Annotated in this window: 21 protein-coding genes and 2 pseudogenes; 9 read left to right on the forward strand and 14 right to left on the reverse strand. The window is 66.2% G+C overall.

What is annotated here, in order from left to right; genetic code table 11:
• Window position 1: 1 nt before the first annotated feature.
• Entirely contained in the window at window positions 2-139 is a 138-nt protein-coding gene (locus ACZYZ7_RS19545) for a hypothetical protein (protein WP_463741545.1), read from the reverse strand.
• A 214-nt stretch (window positions 140-353) separates the two neighbouring features.
• Between ACZYZ7_RS19545 and satS the strand changes: the two genes are divergently transcribed.
• Window positions 354-1,634, forward strand: a complete 1,281-nt coding sequence (gene satS / locus ACZYZ7_RS19550; protein ID WP_463741546.1) for a protein export chaperone SatS — start codon at window positions 354-356, stop codon at window positions 1,632-1,634.
• 45 nt (window positions 1,635-1,679) lie between these two features.
• The gene (locus ACZYZ7_RS19555; protein WP_450070347.1) at window positions 1,680-2,498 is read left to right on the forward strand and encodes an alpha/beta fold hydrolase; all 819 of its coding nucleotides are present in this window, start codon (window positions 1,680-1,682) and stop codon (window positions 2,496-2,498) included.
• A 15-nt stretch (window positions 2,499-2,513) separates the two neighbouring features.
• Here the strand turns inward: ACZYZ7_RS19555 and ACZYZ7_RS19560 are convergent, their stop codons facing one another.
• The 4 genes and pseudogenes from ACZYZ7_RS19560 to ACZYZ7_RS19575 form a co-directional block, all read right to left on the reverse strand.
• Entirely contained in the window at window positions 2,514-3,920 is a 1,407-nt protein-coding gene (locus ACZYZ7_RS19560; protein WP_450070348.1) for a DUF1254 domain-containing protein, read from the reverse strand.
• 67 nt (window positions 3,921-3,987) lie between these two features.
• A complete protein-coding gene (locus ACZYZ7_RS19565; protein WP_450070349.1) occupies window positions 3,988-4,260 on the reverse strand; it encodes a hypothetical protein in 273 nt (90 codons plus the stop codon).
• A gap of 147 nt (window positions 4,261-4,407) precedes the next feature.
• Window positions 4,408-4,551, reverse strand: a pseudogene (locus ACZYZ7_RS19570) (adenosine deaminase); the annotation flags it as partial.
• A 506-nt stretch (window positions 4,552-5,057) separates the two neighbouring features.
• Window positions 5,058-6,236: an outer membrane protein assembly factor BamB family protein gene (locus ACZYZ7_RS19575; protein ID WP_463741547.1), complete on the reverse strand. Its 1,179-nt coding sequence runs from the start codon at window positions 6,234-6,236 to the stop codon at window positions 5,058-5,060.
• Between ACZYZ7_RS19575 and ACZYZ7_RS19580 the strand changes: the two genes are divergently transcribed.
• The gene (locus ACZYZ7_RS19580; RefSeq protein ID WP_463741548.1) at window positions 6,223-6,471 is read left to right on the forward strand and encodes a hypothetical protein; all 249 of its coding nucleotides are present in this window, start codon (window positions 6,223-6,225) and stop codon (window positions 6,469-6,471) included. The genes ACZYZ7_RS19575 and ACZYZ7_RS19580 overlap by 14 nt on opposite strands.
• A 147-nt stretch (window positions 6,472-6,618) precedes the next feature.
• On the opposite strand, the gene ACZYZ7_RS19585 is transcribed toward ACZYZ7_RS19580, so the two are convergent.
• From ACZYZ7_RS19585 to ACZYZ7_RS19605, 5 genes are all read right to left on the reverse strand, one after another.
• Window positions 6,619-7,707 carry an adenosine deaminase gene (locus ACZYZ7_RS19585; RefSeq protein WP_463741549.1) on the reverse strand — a complete coding sequence of 363 codons (1,089 nt, stop codon included), beginning with the start codon at window positions 7,705-7,707 and terminating at the stop codon, window positions 6,619-6,621.
• A 124-nt stretch (window positions 7,708-7,831) separates the two neighbouring features.
• Window positions 7,832-8,338: a hypothetical protein gene (locus tag ACZYZ7_RS19590; protein WP_463741550.1), complete on the reverse strand. Its 507-nt coding sequence runs from the start codon at window positions 8,336-8,338 to the stop codon at window positions 7,832-7,834.
• Window positions 8,339-8,340: 2 nt separating this feature from the next.
• On the reverse strand, window positions 8,341-9,375 hold the full coding sequence (locus ACZYZ7_RS19595) for an NADPH:quinone reductase (protein ID WP_463741551.1): 1,035 nt from the start codon (window positions 9,373-9,375) through the stop codon (window positions 8,341-8,343).
• Between the two features lie 59 nt (window positions 9,376-9,434).
• Window positions 9,435-10,727, reverse strand: coding sequence for a thymidine phosphorylase (locus ACZYZ7_RS19600; protein WP_463741552.1), 1,293 nt, complete (start codon window positions 10,725-10,727; stop codon window positions 9,435-9,437).
• A 59-nt stretch (window positions 10,728-10,786) separates the two neighbouring features.
• Window positions 10,787-11,185 (reverse strand): cytidine deaminase, encoded by a 399-nt coding sequence (locus ACZYZ7_RS19605; RefSeq protein WP_463741553.1) that lies wholly within the window; start codon window positions 11,183-11,185, stop codon window positions 10,787-10,789.
• A gap of 214 nt (window positions 11,186-11,399) precedes the next feature.
• Between ACZYZ7_RS19605 and sdhC the strand changes: the two genes are divergently transcribed.
• From sdhC to ACZYZ7_RS19635, 6 genes and pseudogenes are all read left to right on the forward strand, one after another.
• Entirely contained in the window at window positions 11,400-11,816 is a 417-nt protein-coding gene (gene sdhC, locus ACZYZ7_RS19610; protein WP_084621995.1) for a succinate dehydrogenase, cytochrome b556 subunit, read from the forward strand.
• Window positions 11,813-12,286: a succinate dehydrogenase hydrophobic membrane anchor subunit gene (locus ACZYZ7_RS19615; RefSeq protein ID WP_135453120.1), complete on the forward strand. Its 474-nt coding sequence runs from the start codon at window positions 11,813-11,815 to the stop codon at window positions 12,284-12,286. Before sdhC ends, ACZYZ7_RS19615 begins: the two co-directional genes overlap by 4 nt.
• Before the next feature lie 3 nt (window positions 12,287-12,289).
• Window positions 12,290-14,044 carry a succinate dehydrogenase flavoprotein subunit gene (gene sdhA / locus ACZYZ7_RS19620; protein ID WP_135453119.1) on the forward strand — a complete coding sequence of 585 codons (1,755 nt, stop codon included), beginning with the start codon at window positions 12,290-12,292 and terminating at the stop codon, window positions 14,042-14,044.
• Entirely contained in the window at window positions 14,044-14,829 is a 786-nt protein-coding gene (locus tag ACZYZ7_RS19625; protein WP_135453118.1) for a succinate dehydrogenase iron-sulfur subunit, read from the forward strand. Before sdhA ends, ACZYZ7_RS19625 begins: the two co-directional genes overlap by 1 nt.
• A gap of 112 nt (window positions 14,830-14,941) precedes the next feature.
• Window positions 14,942-15,547 (forward strand): annotated as a pseudogene (locus tag ACZYZ7_RS19630) (carboxymuconolactone decarboxylase family protein); the annotation flags it as partial.
• A gap of 97 nt (window positions 15,548-15,644) precedes the next feature.
• Entirely contained in the window at window positions 15,645-16,436 is a 792-nt protein-coding gene (locus tag ACZYZ7_RS19635; protein WP_463741554.1) for a phosphatidylethanolamine N-methyltransferase family domain-containing protein, read from the forward strand.
• A gap of 12 nt (window positions 16,437-16,448) precedes the next feature.
• Here ACZYZ7_RS19635 and ACZYZ7_RS19640 read toward each other — a convergent pair whose 3' ends face one another.
• The 4 genes from ACZYZ7_RS19640 to ACZYZ7_RS19655 are packed head-to-tail and all read right to left on the reverse strand — an operon-like array spanning window position 16,449 to window position 19,661.
• Window positions 16,449-16,943 (reverse strand): PPOX class F420-dependent oxidoreductase, encoded by a 495-nt coding sequence (locus ACZYZ7_RS19640; RefSeq protein WP_463741555.1) that lies wholly within the window; start codon window positions 16,941-16,943, stop codon window positions 16,449-16,451.
• Window positions 16,943-17,851, reverse strand: coding sequence for a sigma-70 family RNA polymerase sigma factor (locus tag ACZYZ7_RS19645; protein WP_463741556.1), 909 nt, complete (start codon window positions 17,849-17,851; stop codon window positions 16,943-16,945). The genes ACZYZ7_RS19640 and ACZYZ7_RS19645 overlap by 1 nt, the downstream gene beginning before the upstream one ends.
• Before the next feature lie 36 nt (window positions 17,852-17,887).
• Window positions 17,888-18,226 (reverse strand): cupin domain-containing protein, encoded by a 339-nt coding sequence (locus tag ACZYZ7_RS19650; protein ID WP_210115490.1) that lies wholly within the window; start codon window positions 18,224-18,226, stop codon window positions 17,888-17,890.
• A 16-nt stretch (window positions 18,227-18,242) separates the two neighbouring features.
• Window positions 18,243-19,661, reverse strand: a complete 1,419-nt coding sequence (locus ACZYZ7_RS19655; RefSeq protein ID WP_463741557.1) for an NAD(P)/FAD-dependent oxidoreductase — start codon at window positions 19,659-19,661, stop codon at window positions 18,243-18,245.
• Between the last annotated feature and the right edge of the window lie 6 nt (window positions 19,662-19,667).

Consider the following 19,667-nt stretch of genomic DNA (forward strand, 5'->3'; position numbering starts at 1 on the left):
GTCAGGGCAGCACGTCGGCCCATTTCAGATGCCCGTCGAAACCCAGCGACATTGCCAGCGCCCGGTAGCGATCCCGAGTGTCTCGGTAGGCGCCGTCGTCTCCCCGCGCCCATAGCACCGACTCCATCCGCTGCGCCAACCCGACGTGCTCACCGTCAAGCCGACACGCAAGCGCAGATCGATCCCGTCCCGACGGGCGACCTCGGCCGCGATCGGTGCGCCGAACACCGCCATCGTGTCACCGCAGGTCAGAGATGTCTCCGATATCGCGTCCTCGGTACTCGCACCTGGTGTCCACCTCGAACGGGAGACAACCTGACTGGCGTCGGAGGCACCCCATTAGGCTGTGCCGCATGGCTGCTGACATCGTGCCGGTCCGGCTCGGGCTCACCAAGGGTGACCTTTACACACTGTGGGCTCCGCGTTGGCGCGATGCCGGCGACGAGTGGGAGGCCTTCCTGGGTGAGGGTGACGCCCTGTATGCGTTCGAATCGGTCGCCGAACTGGCGGCCTTCGTCCGTACCAACACCGACAACGACCTCGCCGATCACCCGAAGTGGGACAAGCTGGCCGCGGCCAACGCGCACAAGCTGCAGCCGTCGGAGGACCGCGAGTACGACATCGTCGGGGTGCCCGACCTGGTCGCCGACAAGCCGACCGAGGAGTCCGTCGCGAGCCTGCACCGCACCCTGGTGGTGGTGTCGTCGATCGGCTCGGTGTGTGAACTGGCGGCCATCAGCAAGTTCTTCAACGGCAACCCCGTGCTCGGCACGCTCGGCGGCGGGCTGGAAGGCTTCACCGGCCGCTCCGGGCGCAAGCGTTGGGCCGAGATCGAAGCCGTGATCGCCCGGGGCTGGGACGGCGTGCTCGACGCCATCGACGAGATCGTGACCATCCCTGAGGACATCGACGCCGACGCGGTCAAGAAGGCCGAGGCCGAGCTCGAGGAGGACGCTCCCGAGGAGGACGAGGACGACCTCGCTGTCGACGCTGACGCCGAAGACACCGAGGGCGACGACGAAGACGACACCGCAGACGCGGGCGAACCCGTGCGCAGCGCTGCCGACACCGCTGTCCTGGGTGACGACGAGGACTTCTGGCAGAAGGTCGGTATCGACCCGGTCCGCATCATGACCGGCTCGGGCACCGTCTACACCCTGCGCTGCTACCTCGACGACGATCCGGTCTTCCTCGGCCGCAACGGTCGCATCAGCGTGTTCAGCTCCGAGCGTGCACTGGCCCGCTACCTGGCTGACGAACACGACCACGACCTGTCGGACCTGGCCACCTACGACGACATCAGGACCGCCGCCACCGACGGCTCCCTGCGGGTGGACGTCGCCGACGAGAACGTCTACGTCCTGTCCGGCATCTCCGACGACATCGCCGACGGACCCGACGCGGTCGACCACGACCAGTTGGAGCTGGCAGTCGAACTGCTGCGCGACGTCAGCGACTACTCCGAGGACAAGACCGTCGACGAGACGTTGGCGGACACCAAGGCGCTCGGCAAGTTCGTGACCTATGTGCTCGGCGACGAGAACGCCCATAAGCCCGAGGCCCCGTACGCCAAGGCCGTCGAGCAGTGGGACGCGTTGGAGCGGTTCGTGGAGTCGCGCCTGCGGGCGGAGTAGCCGCTGCGGCGATGAGTTCTGGCCGCGGATGCGGTCAGACCACTCATGACCGCATCGACCAGCCTCTCCACCCACACCGTCTCGGTTCCCGGTGCCCGCCTGCACTACGAGGTACGGGGTACGGGCCCGCTGTTGCTGATTCTCGGCGCCCCGATGGCGGCCGCCGAGTTCGCGCCGCTGGCGCACGCGCTGGCCGGTAACCACACCGTGGTTACCGCCGACCCACGCGGCGTCGCCGGAAGTTCCGTCGACGATCCGGACCAGGACTCGACCCCGGAGCTGAGGGCCGATGACGCCGCGGCGATCCTCGATGACCTGGGCGCCACCTCAGCCGATGTCTTCGGCTCGTCCGGCGGCGCGGTGACGGGGTTGGCCTTGATCGCCCGGCACCCCAGCCGGGTGGGCACACTCGTGGCGCACGAGCCTCCCCTACTCGAGTTGCTGCCCGACGCCGCCGAGCAGCGCGCCGCCACCGAGGACATCATCGCCACCTTCAACCGGGACGGGATGTTCGCGGCGTGGGGCAAGTTCATGGCCAATGCCGGCTTCGACGTTCCGGCCGGTGCGCCGCAGATGCCGGAAGTGGCGGAGCCCAGTGATCAGGAACTGCGCGACGCGGCGCACTTCTTCAACCACGAACTCCGGTCCACCACCCGGTTCCGGCCCGACGTCCAGGCATTGAAACGCGGGCAGGTCGTGGTGGGGCTCGGCGAGGAGTCCGGACATCTGCTGACCCAGCGGACCACGGTTGCCCTGGCCGACCTGCTGGGTGCACGTCCGGTGATGTTCCCGGGCGACCATGGTGGATTCATGGGCGCACCAGGGGCTTTCGCCGACGTGCTCCGCAGGGCGTTGCGCGGCTGACCTACCGCGCACCGGTCAGCTCTTGAGGACTTTCGGTGCGTGCCAGGTGCCGTTGAGCGCCTCTTCCTTGGGCCAGTACAACCGCAGGATCATCTGGAACGGGCCGGCCGGCGCGGGCAGCCAGTTCGCCTCCTTGTCCTGGCCGGGCGACTGGTTCTGCACGTAGATCGTGACGCCGCCGTCGGGGTCTTTGATCAGACTCGGCAACATCGGTGAATTGATCAGATACCGGTTGATCGGGTTCGTGACCAGCAGGCTCTGCGGCATCTTGTACATGGTGGTCGACCAGAACGAGTTGACGGGCGGCAACTGCCCCGGCGCGAACCGCACGGTGTAGTTGTCGGCCCCGGTCAACGGCGCCCCGGTCGAGTCGACGGCCAGCACCGGGTAGATGGCCTCGGCGCTGGAGTTGCCGTAGATGCCGAGCACCGCACCGGCCATCCGGTACACATAGTTGTCCTTCAGCGCTTCCCGGGTACCGAACAGCTGACTCGAGGTCACCTGCCCGGTGTCCAACTTGTCCTTCTTGAAGGTGTTGAGCTCGGTCCAGGCGTCGGCCATCCCGTCCCGCACGGCCTGCAGGGTTTCCTTGCTCATCGTGTCGGGGTTGAAGTCTCCGTCGGGGCCGATGCCGATGGTCGCGAAGCGAGCCCGAAGGTCCGTCTCCGACGGCACTTCCGGCGCGTACTTCAGGAGGAAGTTGAGGATCTGGAAAAACCTGGGCGAGGTCTTCTGCTCGTCGGGAGTCAGTGGCGCGATGAAATCCACCGCGGGGGCGCTCGCAGCGGGCTGTTTGACGAACGCCGAGAGCGGCTCGACGGTGTATCCGGCCTGGATCTTCTTGACGTTGTCGATGTCATCGGGATCGAACAGCTGGGTGCGGTAGATGACCAACGCGAAATCGGTGTCGGAGCGGATCACGTCGGTGATGCCTGCGGGCTTGTCACCCTTCCAACCCGGGCCGGCCAACAGGTACTTGCCGCCGCCGTTTCCGGTGGTGCGGCTACCCACGTAGGCGAAGTTGTAGGTATAGCTGTCGATGAACTGCAGCGAGTAGTACCGGCCGGCCTCGATCGGCGGCACCGTGAGCACCAACGGTTCGGCTCGCAGATCAGCGCCCAGCATCGTGTAGGGCGTATCGGAATTGGGCGTCTGGATCGTGGTGTCCTCGGGGGTGAACACCCGCGCGATGCTGTGCGTCTGGTTCCAGTCGCCCCGGTACTGGGGATTGGCTTTGTCGACGAAGTAGGCGTGCTGGATGCGGTACGAGTCGACCATCGGGAAGCCGTATATGTAAGCCTCCTTGGCGATCTGGCGCACCATCTCCGGTGTCGGCGCCGCGGTCGGCGGCTGGTCGGACCCGCCACAACTGACGACCGAAGCAAGCAGTAAGGCGGTCAGTCCGTACGCCAGATACCTCATCCACACTCCTCATCGCGAACGTCACTGGCGCGGCAGTTCACTGCCGCGCCAGTCAGAAGGGAAATTCTCAGCAGGGGTCGCCCGGAGGCGTGTAGTAGGGCACGCCTTCGACTGTGTAGCAAGGGACTTCGCCCGGAACATACGGGACATGTGCCGCCGCGATGGCAGCTCCGGTGGCAACATCGCCGGCGACGTTGGTACACCCGCCTGCGGCGAAGTGGCGCCCGTCGGCACCGGCGCATACGTCGGCACCGGCGGTGGGCACGGCGACCAGCGGGAGGACCGCCGCGGCGGTAGCCAGTACTGCTCCGGACAACACGGTGGTGATGAGTCTGGCCATGGGTTCTCCTTGTTCAACCGGAGTGGAGCAGGTCGCGACGTTGTCCGATCGCGAACATTGTCGCGCTTGCTGAATTGTCGCAGCCGCAAGCGCAGCTGTTACACACTTCGGTCGAATATTTTTCGCCGGGCTGGGTTTGCCGGCCGCTCAGCCGACCAGCACCGCGTACCGGGGTTTGATCACCTCGTCGATCAGGGCGAGCCGTTCATCGAACGGGATGAAGGCCGACTTCATCGCGTTGATGGTGAACCGCTCGAGGTCGCTCCAGCCGTAGCCGAAGGCCTCGACGAGGTGCTGACTGCGTTCGCCACGAAGGCAGCCGGACCGTGCGCGTCTGGGTTCGGATCGCGGCCGGGGACTCCGAACAGAAGCGGAAGGACTGCTGTGCAAACGATCCCGCTGACCTTGCGGGCGAAGTCGAGGACTTTGGGGGGTGATGCTGGGCATTTCGGCGATGACGATGACCGCCGGGCCGTCGCCGCGCCGAAAGATCATGCGGGTCTTGGATTGGTAGGTGAACTCTGATCGCTGGAAATCCGACTATTTCCGAGAAGGTCGTGCCGATTGGGTCCGTACCGAAGGGGATCTGGGGCACTTCGCCGCTCATGAACCACTGCTCATTCAGCATGCGAACTGTTCTATGCGGTGTATTCGTGACGAGATTTGAATCTTGGTCTGCCGCACTAGCCAACGACTAGCCCACCGTTTCATACATGGCACGCTGTTCCGGTGTCCAAGACGTAGCGGGAATGGATACCCTCCTGTCAGGTCACATTTATCAGGCCTCCGGCACCGGCTCAGGCCAGCCGCTGGATGCCGTAGAACCCGTCGCAATACAGCCCTTCACCCACCCAGGTGACCCCCTGCAGCTCGCTGGGCAACTGCCACAACGGCCGGCCGGTTGCGGAGTCAAAGGCGGTCGCCGGACCGAAGCGACTGCGGCTCGCCGGGTCGGGGTCACCGTTGCCCAGAATCTGGGTGCCGTTCGCGGCGATGAGTACGACGATTTTCGACCTGTCCAGAAACGCACCGGTACCGTCACTGCAGTCTCGCACCCGCATTGCCCCGGCAGTGCCAGTCGTGTACGAAACAACGCACAGATTGCCAAAACCGCCGAGGCTGACCGCCGCCTCCGCAGGCAGCGAAATCTGCTGTGTCCACGTCAATTCCCCGGTCAGGACATCCACCCCGGCGATCTCATTCTTCTCCTGGTTGTACACGATTGGCGATGTGACACCCGACGTCGAATACTTCGCCCATCTCCGAAACTCGAAGCCGCCCGTCTCCGTGGTGAAGGGAAGCCGATAGCCCCGATCTGCAGGAATCCGCCAGGCGAGTTTGCCGGTGAACGAGTAGAAGTCGATATGCTGCTTGGGTCGCCGCTTGTCCGACGAAACACCGTTGGTATACACCGACACAGCAATGCCGCGACTGGTGGCAACTACTCCGTCGCTTTCATCGACCGCGAACAGCTGGTCGCCGGTCTTGGCGTCGTAGAACGTCGTCGTGGTACCGGCCGCGCCGGCCACGATGCCTTGATCCAGGAACACGGAGGTCCTCCCCGCTAACGGCTTCGACCACAGCTGCCGTCCCCGATCATCGAACACCGTGAGTTCTTCTTGCAGATTCGCGGCCAACACACCGGCGCCGCCGTAGATTTCGGCGGGGCCCCCCTTGGCCCGCTTCGATTCCTTAGTCACACCAGTCGCCATGTCGATGAGGATGGCCTCCCCTCCGTTGGTGCAGAGGGCGACCTGGCCCGAAGTGCCGATGACACAACCCGTTAGCACGTACTGCATCGGCTGTTTCCATCGCGGTGAGCCGTTGGCGGCATCCAGCGCGATCATGGAGTTGTCCGCCGTGACGATGACGGTCTTGGCATCACCGCCAAGGATGCGGACAAGGATGGGGTTCCCGCCTGGCGGATAGGTCCACAGCGGGGTGGTGGGCGCGCTGGTCAGGGTGGGGGCCTTCACCGCGCCCGGCGGACGCTCCTCCGCAGCGATCTCGGCCCGACCGGCCGCGGTATCGGCCTCCGACAACGGCTGCGGCCCCGAACCGAACGTCCAGGCCAGGACCCCGCCGACCACCAGCGCCACAACAACCACCACCGCCGCGACGATCATCCCGATCAACTTCGCCCTGCGTCGGCGATCCTCCTCCGGCGGCGGGGGTGTGAACTGGGGCGGGTACCCGTACCCCGGTGGCTGAGGCGCGAACCCCGGGGCGGCGCCGAATACCGGCGGACCGAACGGCGAGGAACCGGGCTGACCATCGTTGTCGCCCCACGGCGAACTCCCCCACTGGCTCACAGCCGGAGTCTAGTTCAGCCGTTCCTGCCCGCCCCGCGCCAATCGCTCAGCCGACCAGGACTGCGTACCGGGGCTTGATCACCTCGTCGATCAGTGCGAGCCGTTCGTCGAACGGGATGAAGGCCGACTTCATCGCGTTGATGGTGAACCGCTCCAGGTCACTCCAGCCGTAGCCGAAGGCCTCGACCAGGCGCAGCATCTCCTGGCTCATGGTGGTGTCGCTCATCAGCCGGTTGTCGGTGTTGACCGTCACGCGGAATCGCAGCCGCGCCAGCCGGTCGAACGGATGCTCGGCGATGCTGGGCGCCGCCCCGGTCTGTACGTTGCTACTCGGGCACATCTCGAGTGGAATTCGCTTGTCGCGCAAGATGGATGCCAGCCGGCCCAACTGTTGCGATCCGTCGTCGAGTTCGGTGATGTCGTCGACGATGCGCACCCCGTGCCCGAGCCGGTCCGCCCCGCAGAACGCGATCGCCTCGTGGATCGACGGCAGGCCGAACGCCTCACCGGCGTGAATCGTGAAGCGCGCGTTGTTTCCTCGCATGTACTCGAACGCGTCGAGGTGACGCGTGGGCGGGTAGCCGGCCTCGGCCCCGGCGATGTCGAAGCCGACAACGCCTTTGTCCCGGAACCGGATTGCCAGTTCGGCGATCTCACGGGAGCGTGCGGCGTGGCGCATCGCGGTGACCAGGCAGCGCACCGTGATGGTGCGCCCCTCGGCCGAGGTCGCCTTCTCGCCGTCGGCAAAACCGGCCAGCACGGCATCGACCACATCGTCGAGCGACAGACCCCGATCGATGTGCAACTCGGGAGCGAACCGGACCTCCGCATAGACGACGTTGTCCGCGGCCAGATCCTCGACGCATTCGAACGCGACGCGATGCAGCGCCTCGGGGGTCTGCATGACTCCGACGGTGTGGGCGAACGGCTCCAGGTAGCGCACCAACGAGCCGCTGTGGGCGGCCGTGCGGAAGAACGTGGCGAGCTCGTCGACCTCGGTGGCCGGCAGATCGTCGTAGCCGAGCTGACCGGCCAGGTCGAGCACGGTGGAGGGGCGCAGTCCCCCGTCGAGGTGGTCGTGCAGCAGGGCCTTGGGAGCGTGCTGGATCTTGTCCAGAGTCAGCGGCGTACTCATGTCCCCATCATGCGCGACGCCGGCAGACCTGCGCCGAGGAAACCACGCCGTTGCTGATGACGATCAGGCCAATACCGGCCCACCCGCACGCATCCAGGGGTTGGCGGCACAGCGGCCGGTCAGGTCACCAGCGCATCATCGGCATGGGCCGAAGCGGGTGGCGAGCCGCCCAGCCCGCGGCGGTGCGCAGCAGAAAACCGTGGAAACCCTCATAGGGATGTGCCGCGACGACCTCTGCGACGGCCGCCCGGTCCAGACCACCGGCCAGCGCGCCCCGCGTCACGTCGATCCGGTCGGCGATGCGGAAACTCTCCACCCAGGTGTCCCGGCATGGCCGCAGCTTGTGGTGCTGCTCGACCATTTGCCGTACCCGTGCGACGTCGTCGACGTCGTAGTCGCCGGCAAGTTCGTCGACGAGTTTCACCGAAGGTCCCAGATAGTCCCAACCGGCGGTGAACAGGCCGATGTCGTGCAGGGCCCAGGCCAGCGCAATGTCGTTCGGAACCTCTTCAGTACCAAGTAGTTTCAGCTGGTAGTTCAGTCCGCGGTAGACATGGTTACGATAGTTCGGCGGTACCGCGAAGCGGTCCAGGATCCCGTCGATGAGGTCGTTTTTCACCACCACGGTCATCGTCAGAGTCTGCCATGCACGCACACGTCGATGAGGGCCTTTCCGACCAGACCCTGCTCTACCGCGGCATGCGCATCCGCGGTGTGACCGAGGTCGTAGCGATGGATCGGCAGTCCGTGCTCGGCACCGACCCCCATGGCGCCTGCGGCGACCGCGGCGTTGACATCACGCAACGCGGCGTCCTTGTACTCGGGGTCGGTGCCGTAGGTGTAGGTGAAACCGATCTGGGCGTTCTTCCTGAGGATGGCCGGCGACGGAAGCGGCACGACGTCGCCCGGACGGTAGCTGTAGACGTTGATATTGCCGTGCGGGGCAATGACATTGACGTCAGTATCCAGATTGGCGGCCAGGTCCACCTCGACGATGTGACTCACTCCGCCCGGCGATATCGCCAGAACCTCGGCTACGACGTCGCCGGCGCGATAGTCGATGACGTGGTCCGCACCGGCATTGCGAGCCAGTAGCGCCTTCTGCGGACCGCTCACCGTGGCGATCACGGTGGCGCCCGCCCAGGCTGCCAGTTGGATCGCGGCGTGGCCGACGGCGCCGGCTCCGCCGTGAACGAGAACCGAGGCCCCGGTGAGCGCCCCGGGCGCCAACTCATGTGGGCCGCGTTCGGCCGAGGTGAGCGCACGGTGGGCGGTCAAAGCCGGGATGCCCAGGCAGGCGCCCACGTCCAGACTCACACCGTCGGGAAGCGCCACCACGTGCCCCGCGGGCACCGCAACGTATTCCTGCGCCGTCCCCGCCGGCCGGTCGAAAGCCACCTCCCACAACCACACCCGTTGTCCGACACGGACGTTGGTGACGCCGTCGGCGACGGCGGTGACGACACCGGACCCGTCCTGGTTGGGTACCTGTTCGGCGAACTTCATGTCCGACGATTCACCCGACCGGCTTCGGCAGTCGGTCGGATTCACACCGGATACCGCGACCCGGACCAGCACGTGCCCGGGACGGATCTCGGGCAGGTCGCGCTCGACCAGTTCCAGAACCTCGTCGGCGTTTCCGGTGCGGCGATAGATGACTGCTCTCATGGTCCAACGAAGAACCCGTTCGGCTTGCCCGGTTGTTCCCGTGGCTCGATCCTGGGGCGTCAGCCGATCCGGTCGATGATCAATGCCCGCTGTGTCGGCGCGGCGTCGCCGACGGTCCAGGCACCGTCGAGTTCGGCGAGCGCGCCGGGCAGCCGTTCGGCGGTGTCGGTGTACAGAGTGAACAGCGCCTCCCCCGCGGCCACCGGCTCCCCCGGCTTGCGGTGGATCCGCACGCCCGCACCGAACTGCACCGGTTCACCCGGCTGAGCGCGGCCGGCACCCAGCCTCCAGGCCGCCAGCGCCACACCCATGGCGTCGAGATCGCCCATGAAGCCGCCGTGCGGGGCCGTCACGGTCTCGCTGGCCGCCCCGATGGGCAGCGGGCGGCTCAGGTCCCCGCCCTGGGCCGCCACCAGCGCACGGAAGCAATCCATGGCGCTGCCGTCCCGCAGGGTCTCGGCCGGGTCGGCGCCGTCGATACCGGCCGCGTCGAGCATCTCCGTCGCCAGCGCCAGCGTCAGCGCGACGACGTCGGACGGCCCGCCGCCGGCCAGGACCTCCAGCGATTCGGTGACCTCCACCGAGTTGCCGACGGTCCGGCCCAGCGGGCAGTTCATGTCGGTGAGCAGGGCCCGGGTCGGGACTCCGTTGGCATTGCCCAGGCCGACCATGGTGGTCGCCAGCTCACGCGACTCGGCCTCGGCCTTGAGGAATGCACCGCGACCGACCTTGACGTCCAGGACCAGGGATCGCGCGCCCTCGGCCAGTTTCTTGCTCATCACCGAACTCGCGATCAGCGGCAACGATTCGGTGGTGCCGGTGACATCGCGCAGCGCGTAGATCTTGCGGTCTGCCGGTGCCAGCTCGCCCGCCGCGAACACCGCCGCACCGATGTCCCGAAGTTGTTGCCGGATCTGGGCTTTCGACAGCTCCGCGGTGAATCCCGGGATCGCCTCCAGCTTGTCGAGCGTTCCCCCGGTGTGCCCGAGCCCGCGCCCGGCCGCCTGCGGAACGGCGGCACCGCAGGCCATCACGACCGGCAGCAGCGGAATGGTGATCTTGTCCCCCACCCCACCGGTGGAGTGCTTGTCCACCAGGGCAAGCGGCTTTCCGCCACGACGAAGATCGGTGAAGTCGAACCGCTCTCCGGAGCCGACCATGGCTGCCGTCCAGCGGGCGATCTCGGCCGGTGCCATGCCTTTCAGGAAGATCGCCATCAGCAGCGCCGACATCTGCTCGTCGGCGACCCGGCCGTGGGTGTAGCCGTCGATCACCCAGTCGATTGCGGCGTCGGACAGCACACCGCCGTCACGCTTGGTCCGGATGACTGTCGGCGCATCGAGATGAGGCATGGCCGTCAACCTACTCGCCGGTAACTAGCGGGTCCCCGGAGTTGTTGGACCACTTGGCCTTACCCGCGCATCAGATCATCGGGCCCGAAGGCGTCGGGAAGCAGCTCACGCAGCGGTCGCGCGCCGTTCGGGTGGTCGATGAGCAGCTCCGGCCCACCGTGTTCGAGCAGCACCTGCCGGCAGCGCCCGCAAGGCATCAGCAGACCGCCGTCGGGGCCCACACACACCAGCGCGACGAGCCTTCCGCCGCCCCCGGAATGCAGGGCGCAGGCCACAGCGCACTCGGCACAGAGACCTAGGCCATATGAGACATTCTCCACATTGCATCCGGCCACGATCCGGCCGTCGTCAACCAGGGCCGCCGCCCCCACCGGAAAGCCCGAATAGGGCGCGTAGGCGCGGGTTGAAACTTCGATTGCCTTGTTATGCAAGAGATTCCAGTCGATGTCGATCGTCATGCGACAACCCCGGACCCAGGTTCTGAATGCATTCCGAAACCCCAATTCCCGACCCGTACATTAAGATAGGTAAGCCTAACTTTTGTGTGTTCGGCGGGCCGAACTGCTCAACCGTAATTCGTTCGCCACTACAAATGGGTTTAGAGTCGCCCCGAGGTTTGGGGCTAATTAACAGGCAGTCCCAGACGTCCCACCGATGGCGTTGGAGGGCCCGATGAGTACTCAGACGGAGGTACCGGCTCCGCAACCCAGGAAAGCACGACGGCGCACCCTTTATCGCGGTGATCCGGGAATGTGGTCCTGGGTGCTGCACCGTATTACCGGTGCCACGATCTTCTTCTTCCTGTTCGTACACGTCCTAGATACCGCGTTGGTCCGGGTGAGCCCGCAGGCCTACAACGAGGTCATCGAGACGTACAAGACCCCCATCGTCGGATTGATGGAGATGGGCCTGGTCGCCGCAGTGCTGTTCCACGCACTGAACGGCATCCGCGTCATCCTCATCGACTTCTGGCAGCAGGGTCCCCGCTACCAGCGGCAGATGCTCGCGGTCGCCGTCGGCGTCTTTGCCGTGGTCCTCATCGCAGCACTAGGAGTTCTCGGTATGCACATGGCGGAGCGGTTCCTGTGAGCGCGCCAGGAGCGGGCGAGTCGAGGTTGGGCCGTCCGGCACCGGTATTGGAACGCGAACACGACCGACCGGCCGCGCTGGATCACCCGCGCGCGCCCCGTCGTCCCCGCGGCATTCCGTACTTCGAGAAGTACGCCTGGCTGTTCATGCGGTTCTCGGGTCTGGCACTCGTGTTCCTGGCGCTCGGCCACCTGTTCATCATGCTGATGTGGCAGGACGGCGTGTACCGCATCGACTTCAACTATGTCGCACAGCGCTGGGCCTCCCCGTTCTGGCAGATCTGGGATATGGCACTGCTGTGGCTCGCGATGATCCACGGGGCCAACGGCCTGCGCACCATCATCGGCGACTACGCCCGTAAGAACGTCACGAAGTTCTACCTGAATTCGCTGCTGCTGCTGGCGACAGGGTTCACGTTGGTTCTGGGCACCTACGTCCTGGTCACCTTCGACCCGAATATTGGGGGCTAACCAATGATTCAGGAACATCGCTACGACGTCGTCATCGTCGGTGCCGGCGGCGCCGGCATGCGCGCGGCCGTCGAGGCCGGTCCGCGCGTCCGTACCGCCGTGCTGACCAAGCTGTACCCGACGCGCTCCCACACCGGCGCGGCACAGGGCGGCATGTGCGCCGCGCTGGCCAACGTCGAAGAGGACAACTGGGAGTGGCACACCTTCGACACCGTCAAGGGTGGCGACTACCTCGCTGACCAGGACGCCGTCGAGATCATGGCCAAAGAGGCCATCGACGCGGTGCTGGACCTCGAGAAGATGGGCATGCCGTTCAACCGGACGCCAGAGGGCCGCATCGACCAGCGTCGCTTCGGCGGGCACACCCGCGACCACGGCAAGGCTCCGGTGCGCCGGGCCTGTTACGCCGCCGACCGCACCGGCCACATGATCCTGCAGACGCTGTACCAAAACTGCGTCAAGCACGACGTGGAGTTCTTCAACGAGTTCTACGCGCTGGACATCGCCCTGACCGACACCCCGGCGGGCCCGGTGGCCACCGGCGTCATCGCCTACGAGCTGGCGACCGGCGACATCCACATCTTCCACGCCAAGGCGGTCGTCTTCGCCACCGGCGGTTCGGGCCGGATGTACAAGACCACCTCCAACGCCCACACGCTGACCGGTGACGGGCTGGGCATCATCTTCCGCAAGGGACTTCCCTTGGAAGACATGGAGTTCCACCAGTTCCACCCGACAGGCCTGGCCGGCCTGGGCATCCTGATCTCCGAGGCCGTTCGCGGCGAGGGCGGCCGGTTGCTCAACGGCGAGGGCGAGCGGTTCATGGAGCGCTACGCGCCCACGATCGTCGACCTCGCGCCGCGTGACATCGTCGCCCGGTCGATGGTGCTCGAGGTGCTCGAAGGCCGCGGCGCCGGACCGAACAAGGACTACGTCTACATCGACGTGCGTCACCTCGGCGAGGACGTGCTGGAAGCCAAGCTGCCCGACATCACCGAGTTCGCCCGCACCTACCTGGGTGTGGACCCGGTGACCGAACTGGTGCCGGTCTACCCGACCTGCCACTACGTCATGGGCGGTATCCCGACCACGATCCACGGCCAGGTGCTGCGCGACAACACCAACGTCATCCCAGGTCTGTACGCCGCCGGTGAATGTGCGTGTGTGTCGGTGCACGGCGCCAACCGTCTGGGCACCAACTCGCTGCTGGACATCAACGTGTTCGGCCGCCGTGCCGGTATCGCCGCCGCGGAGTACGCCGCCAACCACAATCACGTCGACCTGCCGGAGAACCCGGCCGACATGGTCGTGGGCTGGGTCGGCGACATCCTGTCCGAGCACGGCCACGAGCGCGTCGCCGACATCCGCACTGCCCTACAGCAGTCGATGGACAACAACGCCGCGGTGTTCCGCACCGAGGAAACGCTCAAGCAGGCGCTGACCGACATCCACGCACTCAAGGAGCGGTACAGCCGAATCACGGTGCACGACAAGGGCAAGCGCTACAACAGCGACCTGCTCGAAGCCATCGAGCTGGGCTTCCTGCTGGAGCTGGCCGAGGTGACGGTGGTCGGTGCGCTCAACCGCAAGGAGTCCCGCGGCGGACACGCGCGTGAGGACTACCCCGACCGCGACGACACCAACTACATGCGGCACACCATGGCCTACAAGGAGGGCAACGAGCTGCTCTCCGACATCCGCCTGGATTACAAGCCCGTGGTCCAGACCCGCTACGAGCCGATGGAGCGGAAGTACTGATGAGCGCCCCAGTCATCGACAAGCCCGAAGCCGGCGACCCGGAGCTGCCCCCCGTCCCCGAGGGCGCGGTCATGGTCACCCTCAAGATCGCCCGGTTCAACCCCGAGAACCCCGACGCCGCGGGTTGGCAGAGCTTCCGGGTTCCCTGCCTGCCCTCGGACCGGCTGCTGAACCTGCTGCTGTACGTAAAGGGCTACCTGGACGGCACGCTGACCTTCCGGCGCTCCTGCGCCCACGGCGTGTGCGGCTCGGATGCCATGCGGATCAACGGCGTGAACCGGCTGGCCTGCAAGGTGCTCATGCGTGACCTGCTGCCCAAGAAAGCGGGCAAGCAGCTCACCATCACCATCGAGCCGATCCGCGGCCTGCCCGTGGAGAAGGACCTCGTGGTGGACATGGAGCCGTTCTTCGACGCCTACCGCGCCGTGAAGCCGTACCTGATCACCAGTGGCAACCCGCCCACCAAGGAGCGCATCCAGAGCGCCACCGACCGGGCCCGCTACGACGACACCACCAAGTGCATCCTGTGCGCGTGCTGCACCACCAGCTGCCCCGTGTACTGGAGCGAGGGGTCGTACTTCGGCCCGGCCGCGATCGTCAACGCACACCGGTTCATCTTCGATTCGCGTGACGAGGCGGCCGCCGAGCGGTTGGACATCCTCAACGAGGTCGACGGTGTGTGGCGCTGCCGCACCACGTTCAACTGCACCGAGGCCTGCCCGCGTGGCATCCAGGTGACCCAGGCGATCCAGGAGGTCAAGCGCGCGCTGATGTTCGCGCGCTAGGTCTTGTCGCCGACGCTGCTTACCGGGCGTCGATTCTGCGCTCAGATCGTGTTTTCGAGGGGAATCACGATCTGAGCGCAGAGTCGGCGCCCGTTTTGCACTGTCACACATTGCGGGGCTGCCTCGTCTAACTCGTATGACCGAGACGAAGACACGAATTCCCGCCGTCACCCCCAAACAGGCCGGCCTGCTGACCCGCGCCATGTACTGGTACGCCAAGCGCCAGTTCGGCGAGGTCCCTGAACCGTTCGCCGTGGCCGCAAACCACCCGCGTCTGCTGGTCGCCAACGGCGTCCACGAGATGCTGCTGCAGGGCGGCTCCAAGAAGCTGCCCGCCACGGTCCGCGAACTCGCGGTGTTCTGGACCGCCCGCACCGTCGGCTGCTCGTGGTGTGTGGACTTCGGCTCCATGCTGATGCGGCTGGAGAACCTCGACGTCGAACGGCTCAAGTCGATCGACGATTACGCCACGTCGCCACTGTTCACCGATGACGAGCGCGCCGCCATCGCCTACGCCAATGCGATGACGACAGACCCGCACACCGTCACCGACGAGCAGGTGGCCGACCTACGCCGGCGTTTCGGCGACGACGGCGTGATCGAGCTGAGCTACCAGATCGGCGTGGAGAACATGCGGTCCCGGATGTACTCGGCACTGGGCATCACCGAGCAGGGCTTCAACTCCGGAGATGCATGCCGCGTTCCGTGGGCCCAGTGACCGTGTCGCTGGCATCAGGCTGAGCCAGGGTGGTAGAACACGTTACAGAAATAGCGGCGGCAGCCGCTGAAACCGCCAGCTCACCTAGGAATCAGCCATGCACTGGTACACCGGCAACACGTTCTATGACACGGTGCTGACCGCGGCCTTCGCGTTCGCGGCATTCGTGATCATCGGCGGTTTCTTCGCACAGAGTTCCTACGGGCGCTTCTCGACGACGAAACTCGGCTTGAACCTCAACCCGAAGCTCGGCTGGTGGCTGATGGAGATCCCCGCCACCGTGGTGTTCTTGATCAGCTACCTGGCCGGGCCGAACCGATTCGAGCCGACGTCCCTGGTGCTCGCCGGGATCTGGCTGCTGCACTACGCCAACCGCGGTTGGTTCTTCCCGCTCGCGATCCGCCAGGTGCCCGGCAAGCGCGGCACGTTCAACGTCTCGGTGATCGTGATGGGCATGCTCGTCACCTCCATGCACGGCTACCTCAACGGAACCCTGTTCAGCCAGGACTTCTTCGGGCAGTACACCACCGAGTGGCTGACCGACCCGCGATTCCTGGTGGGGTTGGTGATCTACCTGGGCGGGTTCACGCTACTGGTCAATTCCGAATCGATCGTGCGGAACCTGCGCGACAAGAACAACCCGGGTGCTGCCGAATACCGGATCCCGTTCGGCGGCGGCTTCCGGTTCGTCACCAGCCCGGCCTATCTGGGCGAGATCATCGCCTGGTCCGGCTTCGCAATACTGACCTGGGCCTTGCCCGGGGTTGCCATCCTGTTGATCACCGCGGGCAACCTGATCCCCCGGGCGCTGGGCACCCACGACTGGTATCAGGAGAAGTTTCCCGAGTACCCCACCGACCGCAAAGCGTTGATCCCGTACGTCTTGTGACGCCGGATGCTGTCACGCCTCGGCGGGCGTGATCTCGATGAAAGCCATTGGCACACCCAGGGTCTGACTACTCACATCGAGGCTGCGCTCGAGCAGCTTCATGGGTGAGCTCCAGTTGGCGGCGATCACCGCGTTGGCATGCGCGTGTTCCGGCTCAGGCAGGATGCGCGCCACGCCGGCCACCACGGGGCCGATGGGCTTGCCGCGCAGGCTGCTCGCCACCACAAGGACATCCGGGTTGTTACGGATGCGTTTGACCTTCCCGGTCGACGCATCGGTGCGCACGTAGAGCTTGCCGTCAGCGATGCCGTGGTTGATCGGGCTGGGCACCGCCTCCCCCGATTTCTTGAAGGTCACCAACACGATCTGCCGGTAGTTCCCGAACCCGGCGAAGGTGCTCGCGGTAGCCGGTCCGATGTCGAAGGCATCGCGGTGGCGCATCTTGTCCATGCCGCGGAACATCATTCGGCTGAACGTGTGCGCCAGGGTTCCGGGCTCGTTCGGCATCACTGTGCACCTCTCAGCGGGGATCCGGTGAACTTGTCGGGGTTGGCGATGTCCCAGACCGCGCAGACCAAGCCGTCCCGCACCGTGAAGATCGTGACCCGGGGCATCATCTCGGGGTAGCCGTCACCGGCCGGCGCCCCTGTGGTGTAGAGGCCCAACTGGCCGTTGACGAGCGCAAATTGACTGCCCGCCAACCAATTCGGCCCGTAGCGCTTGGACAGCCCGAGGATGAACCGGGCCACCTTGTCCGGCCCGTGGATGACGCGGGCAGCGGTCGGGGCACGACGGTTCGAATCGCCGGTGAACGTGACGTCGGGATGCAGCAACCGCACGACGGCGTCGAGCTCCCCCGACGCCAGCGCGGCCATCAGCTCGCCCGCCACCTGGTTGTGCAAATCGTCGGCTGACGACGCAGGCGGATTGTCCGCGACCGCACGACGGGCCCGGGAGGCCAACTGGCGGGCCGAAGCATCGCTGACGCCGAGCACACCGGCGATTTCGGTGAACGGTAGGCCGAACCCGTCGTGCAACACGAAGGCCACGCGCTGATCGGGGGTGAGCCGCTCCAACACCACCATCGCGGCGAACCGGGCGTCTTCCCCGGCCACCACCGCGTTGAGTGGGTCGTTCGCGTCGAGCCCGGTCACCACGGGCTCCGGCAGCCATTCCCCGTAGTAGGCCTCGCGCCGGTGCGCCGCCGAGCGCAACCGGTCCAGGCCGAGCCTGCTCACCACGGTGGTCAGCCAGGCCCGCAGGTCAGCGATCGTGGTCTGGTTGGCTTCCCAGCGGATCCACGCATCCTGGACGATGTCCTCGGCGTCGGCGAAGGTTCCGGTGAGCCGGTAGGCCACGGCCAGCAGATGGGGCCGCAATTCCTCGAACTCGCCGACCCGAGCGCTCGCGGTCATGGCCCCAGTTTAGGGCGCATCAGACGAACGACGCCCTCAGGCACCCACCATGACGTAGGTCTTGCGGATCGCCTCCTTGACGAACCACGTTCCTCGCCACCCCTTTGGCAGGACCAGCAGGCTGCCGGGCCTGATGTCGGCGCTCGTTCCGTCCTCACCGACGACGGTGCCGGAGCCCGAGATGATGTGGCACACCTCGGTCGCACTCGACCGGTCCGCGCTGAACTCACCCGGGCCGCATTCCCACACCCCGGTGTCGGTCACCGCATCGGCCCAGACACCGAGCGAGGACTCCAGCTGGCCGCTGACGCTCGTCGGTTTCGGTTGCGGCTCGGGCATTTCGACCGTGTCCGCGTCAACATGAAGCAGGTTCACACTCGTCTCCATCGCGTCAGCGCCCGGTGATCTTGTTCGCCACACGTGCCAGCCCACTCGTGCCGGACAGGCCACGCGTGGACTCGCGACGATCAGCGGTCCGGTACAGCGCATACATCGCCTGAACTCCCAACCACCGCAACGGCTCCGGCTCCCATTTTCGGACCCGACGACCCACCCAGGGCAGCCGGGTGAGCGCGGTGTCGCGCTTGAGCACGAGATCGGCAAGGGTGTGCCCGGCCAGGTTGGTGGTGGTCAGGCCGCTGCCGACATAGCCACCCGCGGTGCCGAGCCCGCTCGCCCGGTCGAAGTCCACGGTGGCAGTCCAGTCGCGCGGCACCCCGAGCACCCCGCACCACGCGTGCTCGATCGGAACGTCGCGGGTCGCCGGGAACATGTCGCGAACCAGGGCCCCCAGAGCATCGATGGTCCACTGCTGGGTGGCTCCGCGATGATCGAGTGCCGAACCGTACCGGTAGGGGATCCCCCGGCCGCCCAGCGCAATTCGATTGTCAGCCGTGCGCTGGGCATACATGTAGCCGTGCGCGTAGTCGCCGAGGAGCTCGGCGCCGTTCCAACCGACCTGCTGCAGAACGGAATCCGGAAGGGGTTCGGTCACCACCATCGAGGAGTTCATCGGCAGCCACGCCCGGCGCTGTCCCGGCATGGTCGCGGTGAAGCCCTCAAGGCAGCGCAGGACCACCGGTGCCCGGACATCGCCACGGGCCGTGATGGCACGCCCGGCCTTGATGTCGGTCACTTCGGTCTGCTCGTAGATGGCGACGCCCATGCCCTCCACCACGCGGGCCAGCCCCTGAACGAGTTTGGCCGGCTGCACGCGCGCGCAGTGCGGGGTGAACAGAGCGCCCATGGCGCGCTCGACCCGGATGCGGGCATTGGATTCGTCGCCGGTGAGGACCACGAAGTCGTCCTCGGTGGCACCCCAACTCCGCTCGTAGTCGAGAGATTCGCGGAGCCGGCCCATCTGCGCCTGGTTGCGGGCCACATGCAGCACGCCGTCCTTGACCACGTCGGCGTCGATGCCTTCGGACTTCGTGACGTCGATGACCTCGTCCACGGCGCCCCGCATGGCCCGCATGAGTGCGACGACGCCGTCGTGGCCGTGCGTGGAGGCATAGGCATCGCGGGATCCTGCGAGTTCGGCGGAGAGCCATCCGCCGTTGCGGCCGGACGCCCCGAACCCGGCGAACTCCTTCTCCAGCATGACAATCCGGATGTCTGGCTGTTCGCGCTTGAGGTAGTAGGCGGCCCACAAGCCGGTCAGGCCCGCCCCGACGATGCAGACGTCGGCTTCGAGCGAACCCGGCAGAGCCGGTCTTGATTCCGGCCAGCCCGCCGCGCGATACCAGAACGACACGCTGCCGTTCACGAAGTCATTGGCAAGACCGCTGGTCGTGCGACCGTCGGGGGACATCTTGGT

The organism is Mycobacterium sp. IDUB_17 (assembly GCF_055419465.1).

What these genes read in the sequence shown, in the direction of transcription:
- satS (WP_463741546.1), top strand. Translation starts at nt 354, where the DNA reads ATGGCTGCTGACATCGTGCCGGTCCGGCTCGGGCTCACCAAGGGTGAC.
- ACZYZ7_RS19555 (WP_450070347.1), top strand. Translation starts at nt 1,680, where the DNA reads ATGACCGCATCGACCAGCCTCTCCACCCACACCGTCTCGGTTCCCGGT.
- ACZYZ7_RS19560 (WP_450070348.1), bottom strand. Translation starts at nt 3,920, where the DNA reads ATGAGGTATCTGGCGTACGGACTGACCGCCTTACTGCTTGCTTCGGTC.
- ACZYZ7_RS19565 (WP_450070349.1), bottom strand. Translation starts at nt 4,260, where the DNA reads ATGGCCAGACTCATCACCACCGTGTTGTCCGGAGCAGTACTGGCTACC.
- ACZYZ7_RS19585 (WP_463741549.1), bottom strand. Translation starts at nt 7,707, where the DNA reads ATGAGTACGCCGCTGACTCTGGACAAGATCCAGCACGCTCCCAAGGCC.
- ACZYZ7_RS19590 (WP_463741550.1), bottom strand. Translation starts at nt 8,338, where the DNA reads ATGACCGTGGTGGTGAAAAACGACCTCATCGACGGGATCCTGGACCGC.
- ACZYZ7_RS19595 (WP_463741551.1), bottom strand. Translation starts at nt 9,375, where the DNA reads ATGAGAGCAGTCATCTATCGCCGCACCGGAAACGCCGACGAGGTTCTG.
- ACZYZ7_RS19600 (WP_463741552.1), bottom strand. Translation starts at nt 10,727, where the DNA reads ATGCCTCATCTCGATGCGCCGACAGTCATCCGGACCAAGCGTGACGGC.
- ACZYZ7_RS19605 (WP_463741553.1), bottom strand. Translation starts at nt 11,185, where the DNA reads ATGACGATCGACATCGACTGGAATCTCTTGCATAACAAGGCAATCGAA.
- sdhC (WP_084621995.1), top strand. Translation starts at nt 11,400, where the DNA reads ATGAGTACTCAGACGGAGGTACCGGCTCCGCAACCCAGGAAAGCACGA.
- sdhA (WP_135453119.1), top strand. Translation starts at nt 12,290, where the DNA reads ATGATTCAGGAACATCGCTACGACGTCGTCATCGTCGGTGCCGGCGGC.
- ACZYZ7_RS19625 (WP_135453118.1), top strand. Translation starts at nt 14,044, where the DNA reads ATGAGCGCCCCAGTCATCGACAAGCCCGAAGCCGGCGACCCGGAGCTG.
- ACZYZ7_RS19635 (WP_463741554.1), top strand. Translation starts at nt 15,645, where the DNA reads ATGCACTGGTACACCGGCAACACGTTCTATGACACGGTGCTGACCGCG.
- ACZYZ7_RS19640 (WP_463741555.1), bottom strand. Translation starts at nt 16,943, where the DNA reads ATGCCGAACGAGCCCGGAACCCTGGCGCACACGTTCAGCCGAATGATG.
- ACZYZ7_RS19645 (WP_463741556.1), bottom strand. Translation starts at nt 17,851, where the DNA reads ATGACCGCGAGCGCTCGGGTCGGCGAGTTCGAGGAATTGCGGCCCCAT.
- ACZYZ7_RS19655 (WP_463741557.1), bottom strand. Translation starts at nt 19,661, where the DNA reads ATGTCCCCCGACGGTCGCACGACCAGCGGTCTTGCCAATGACTTCGTG.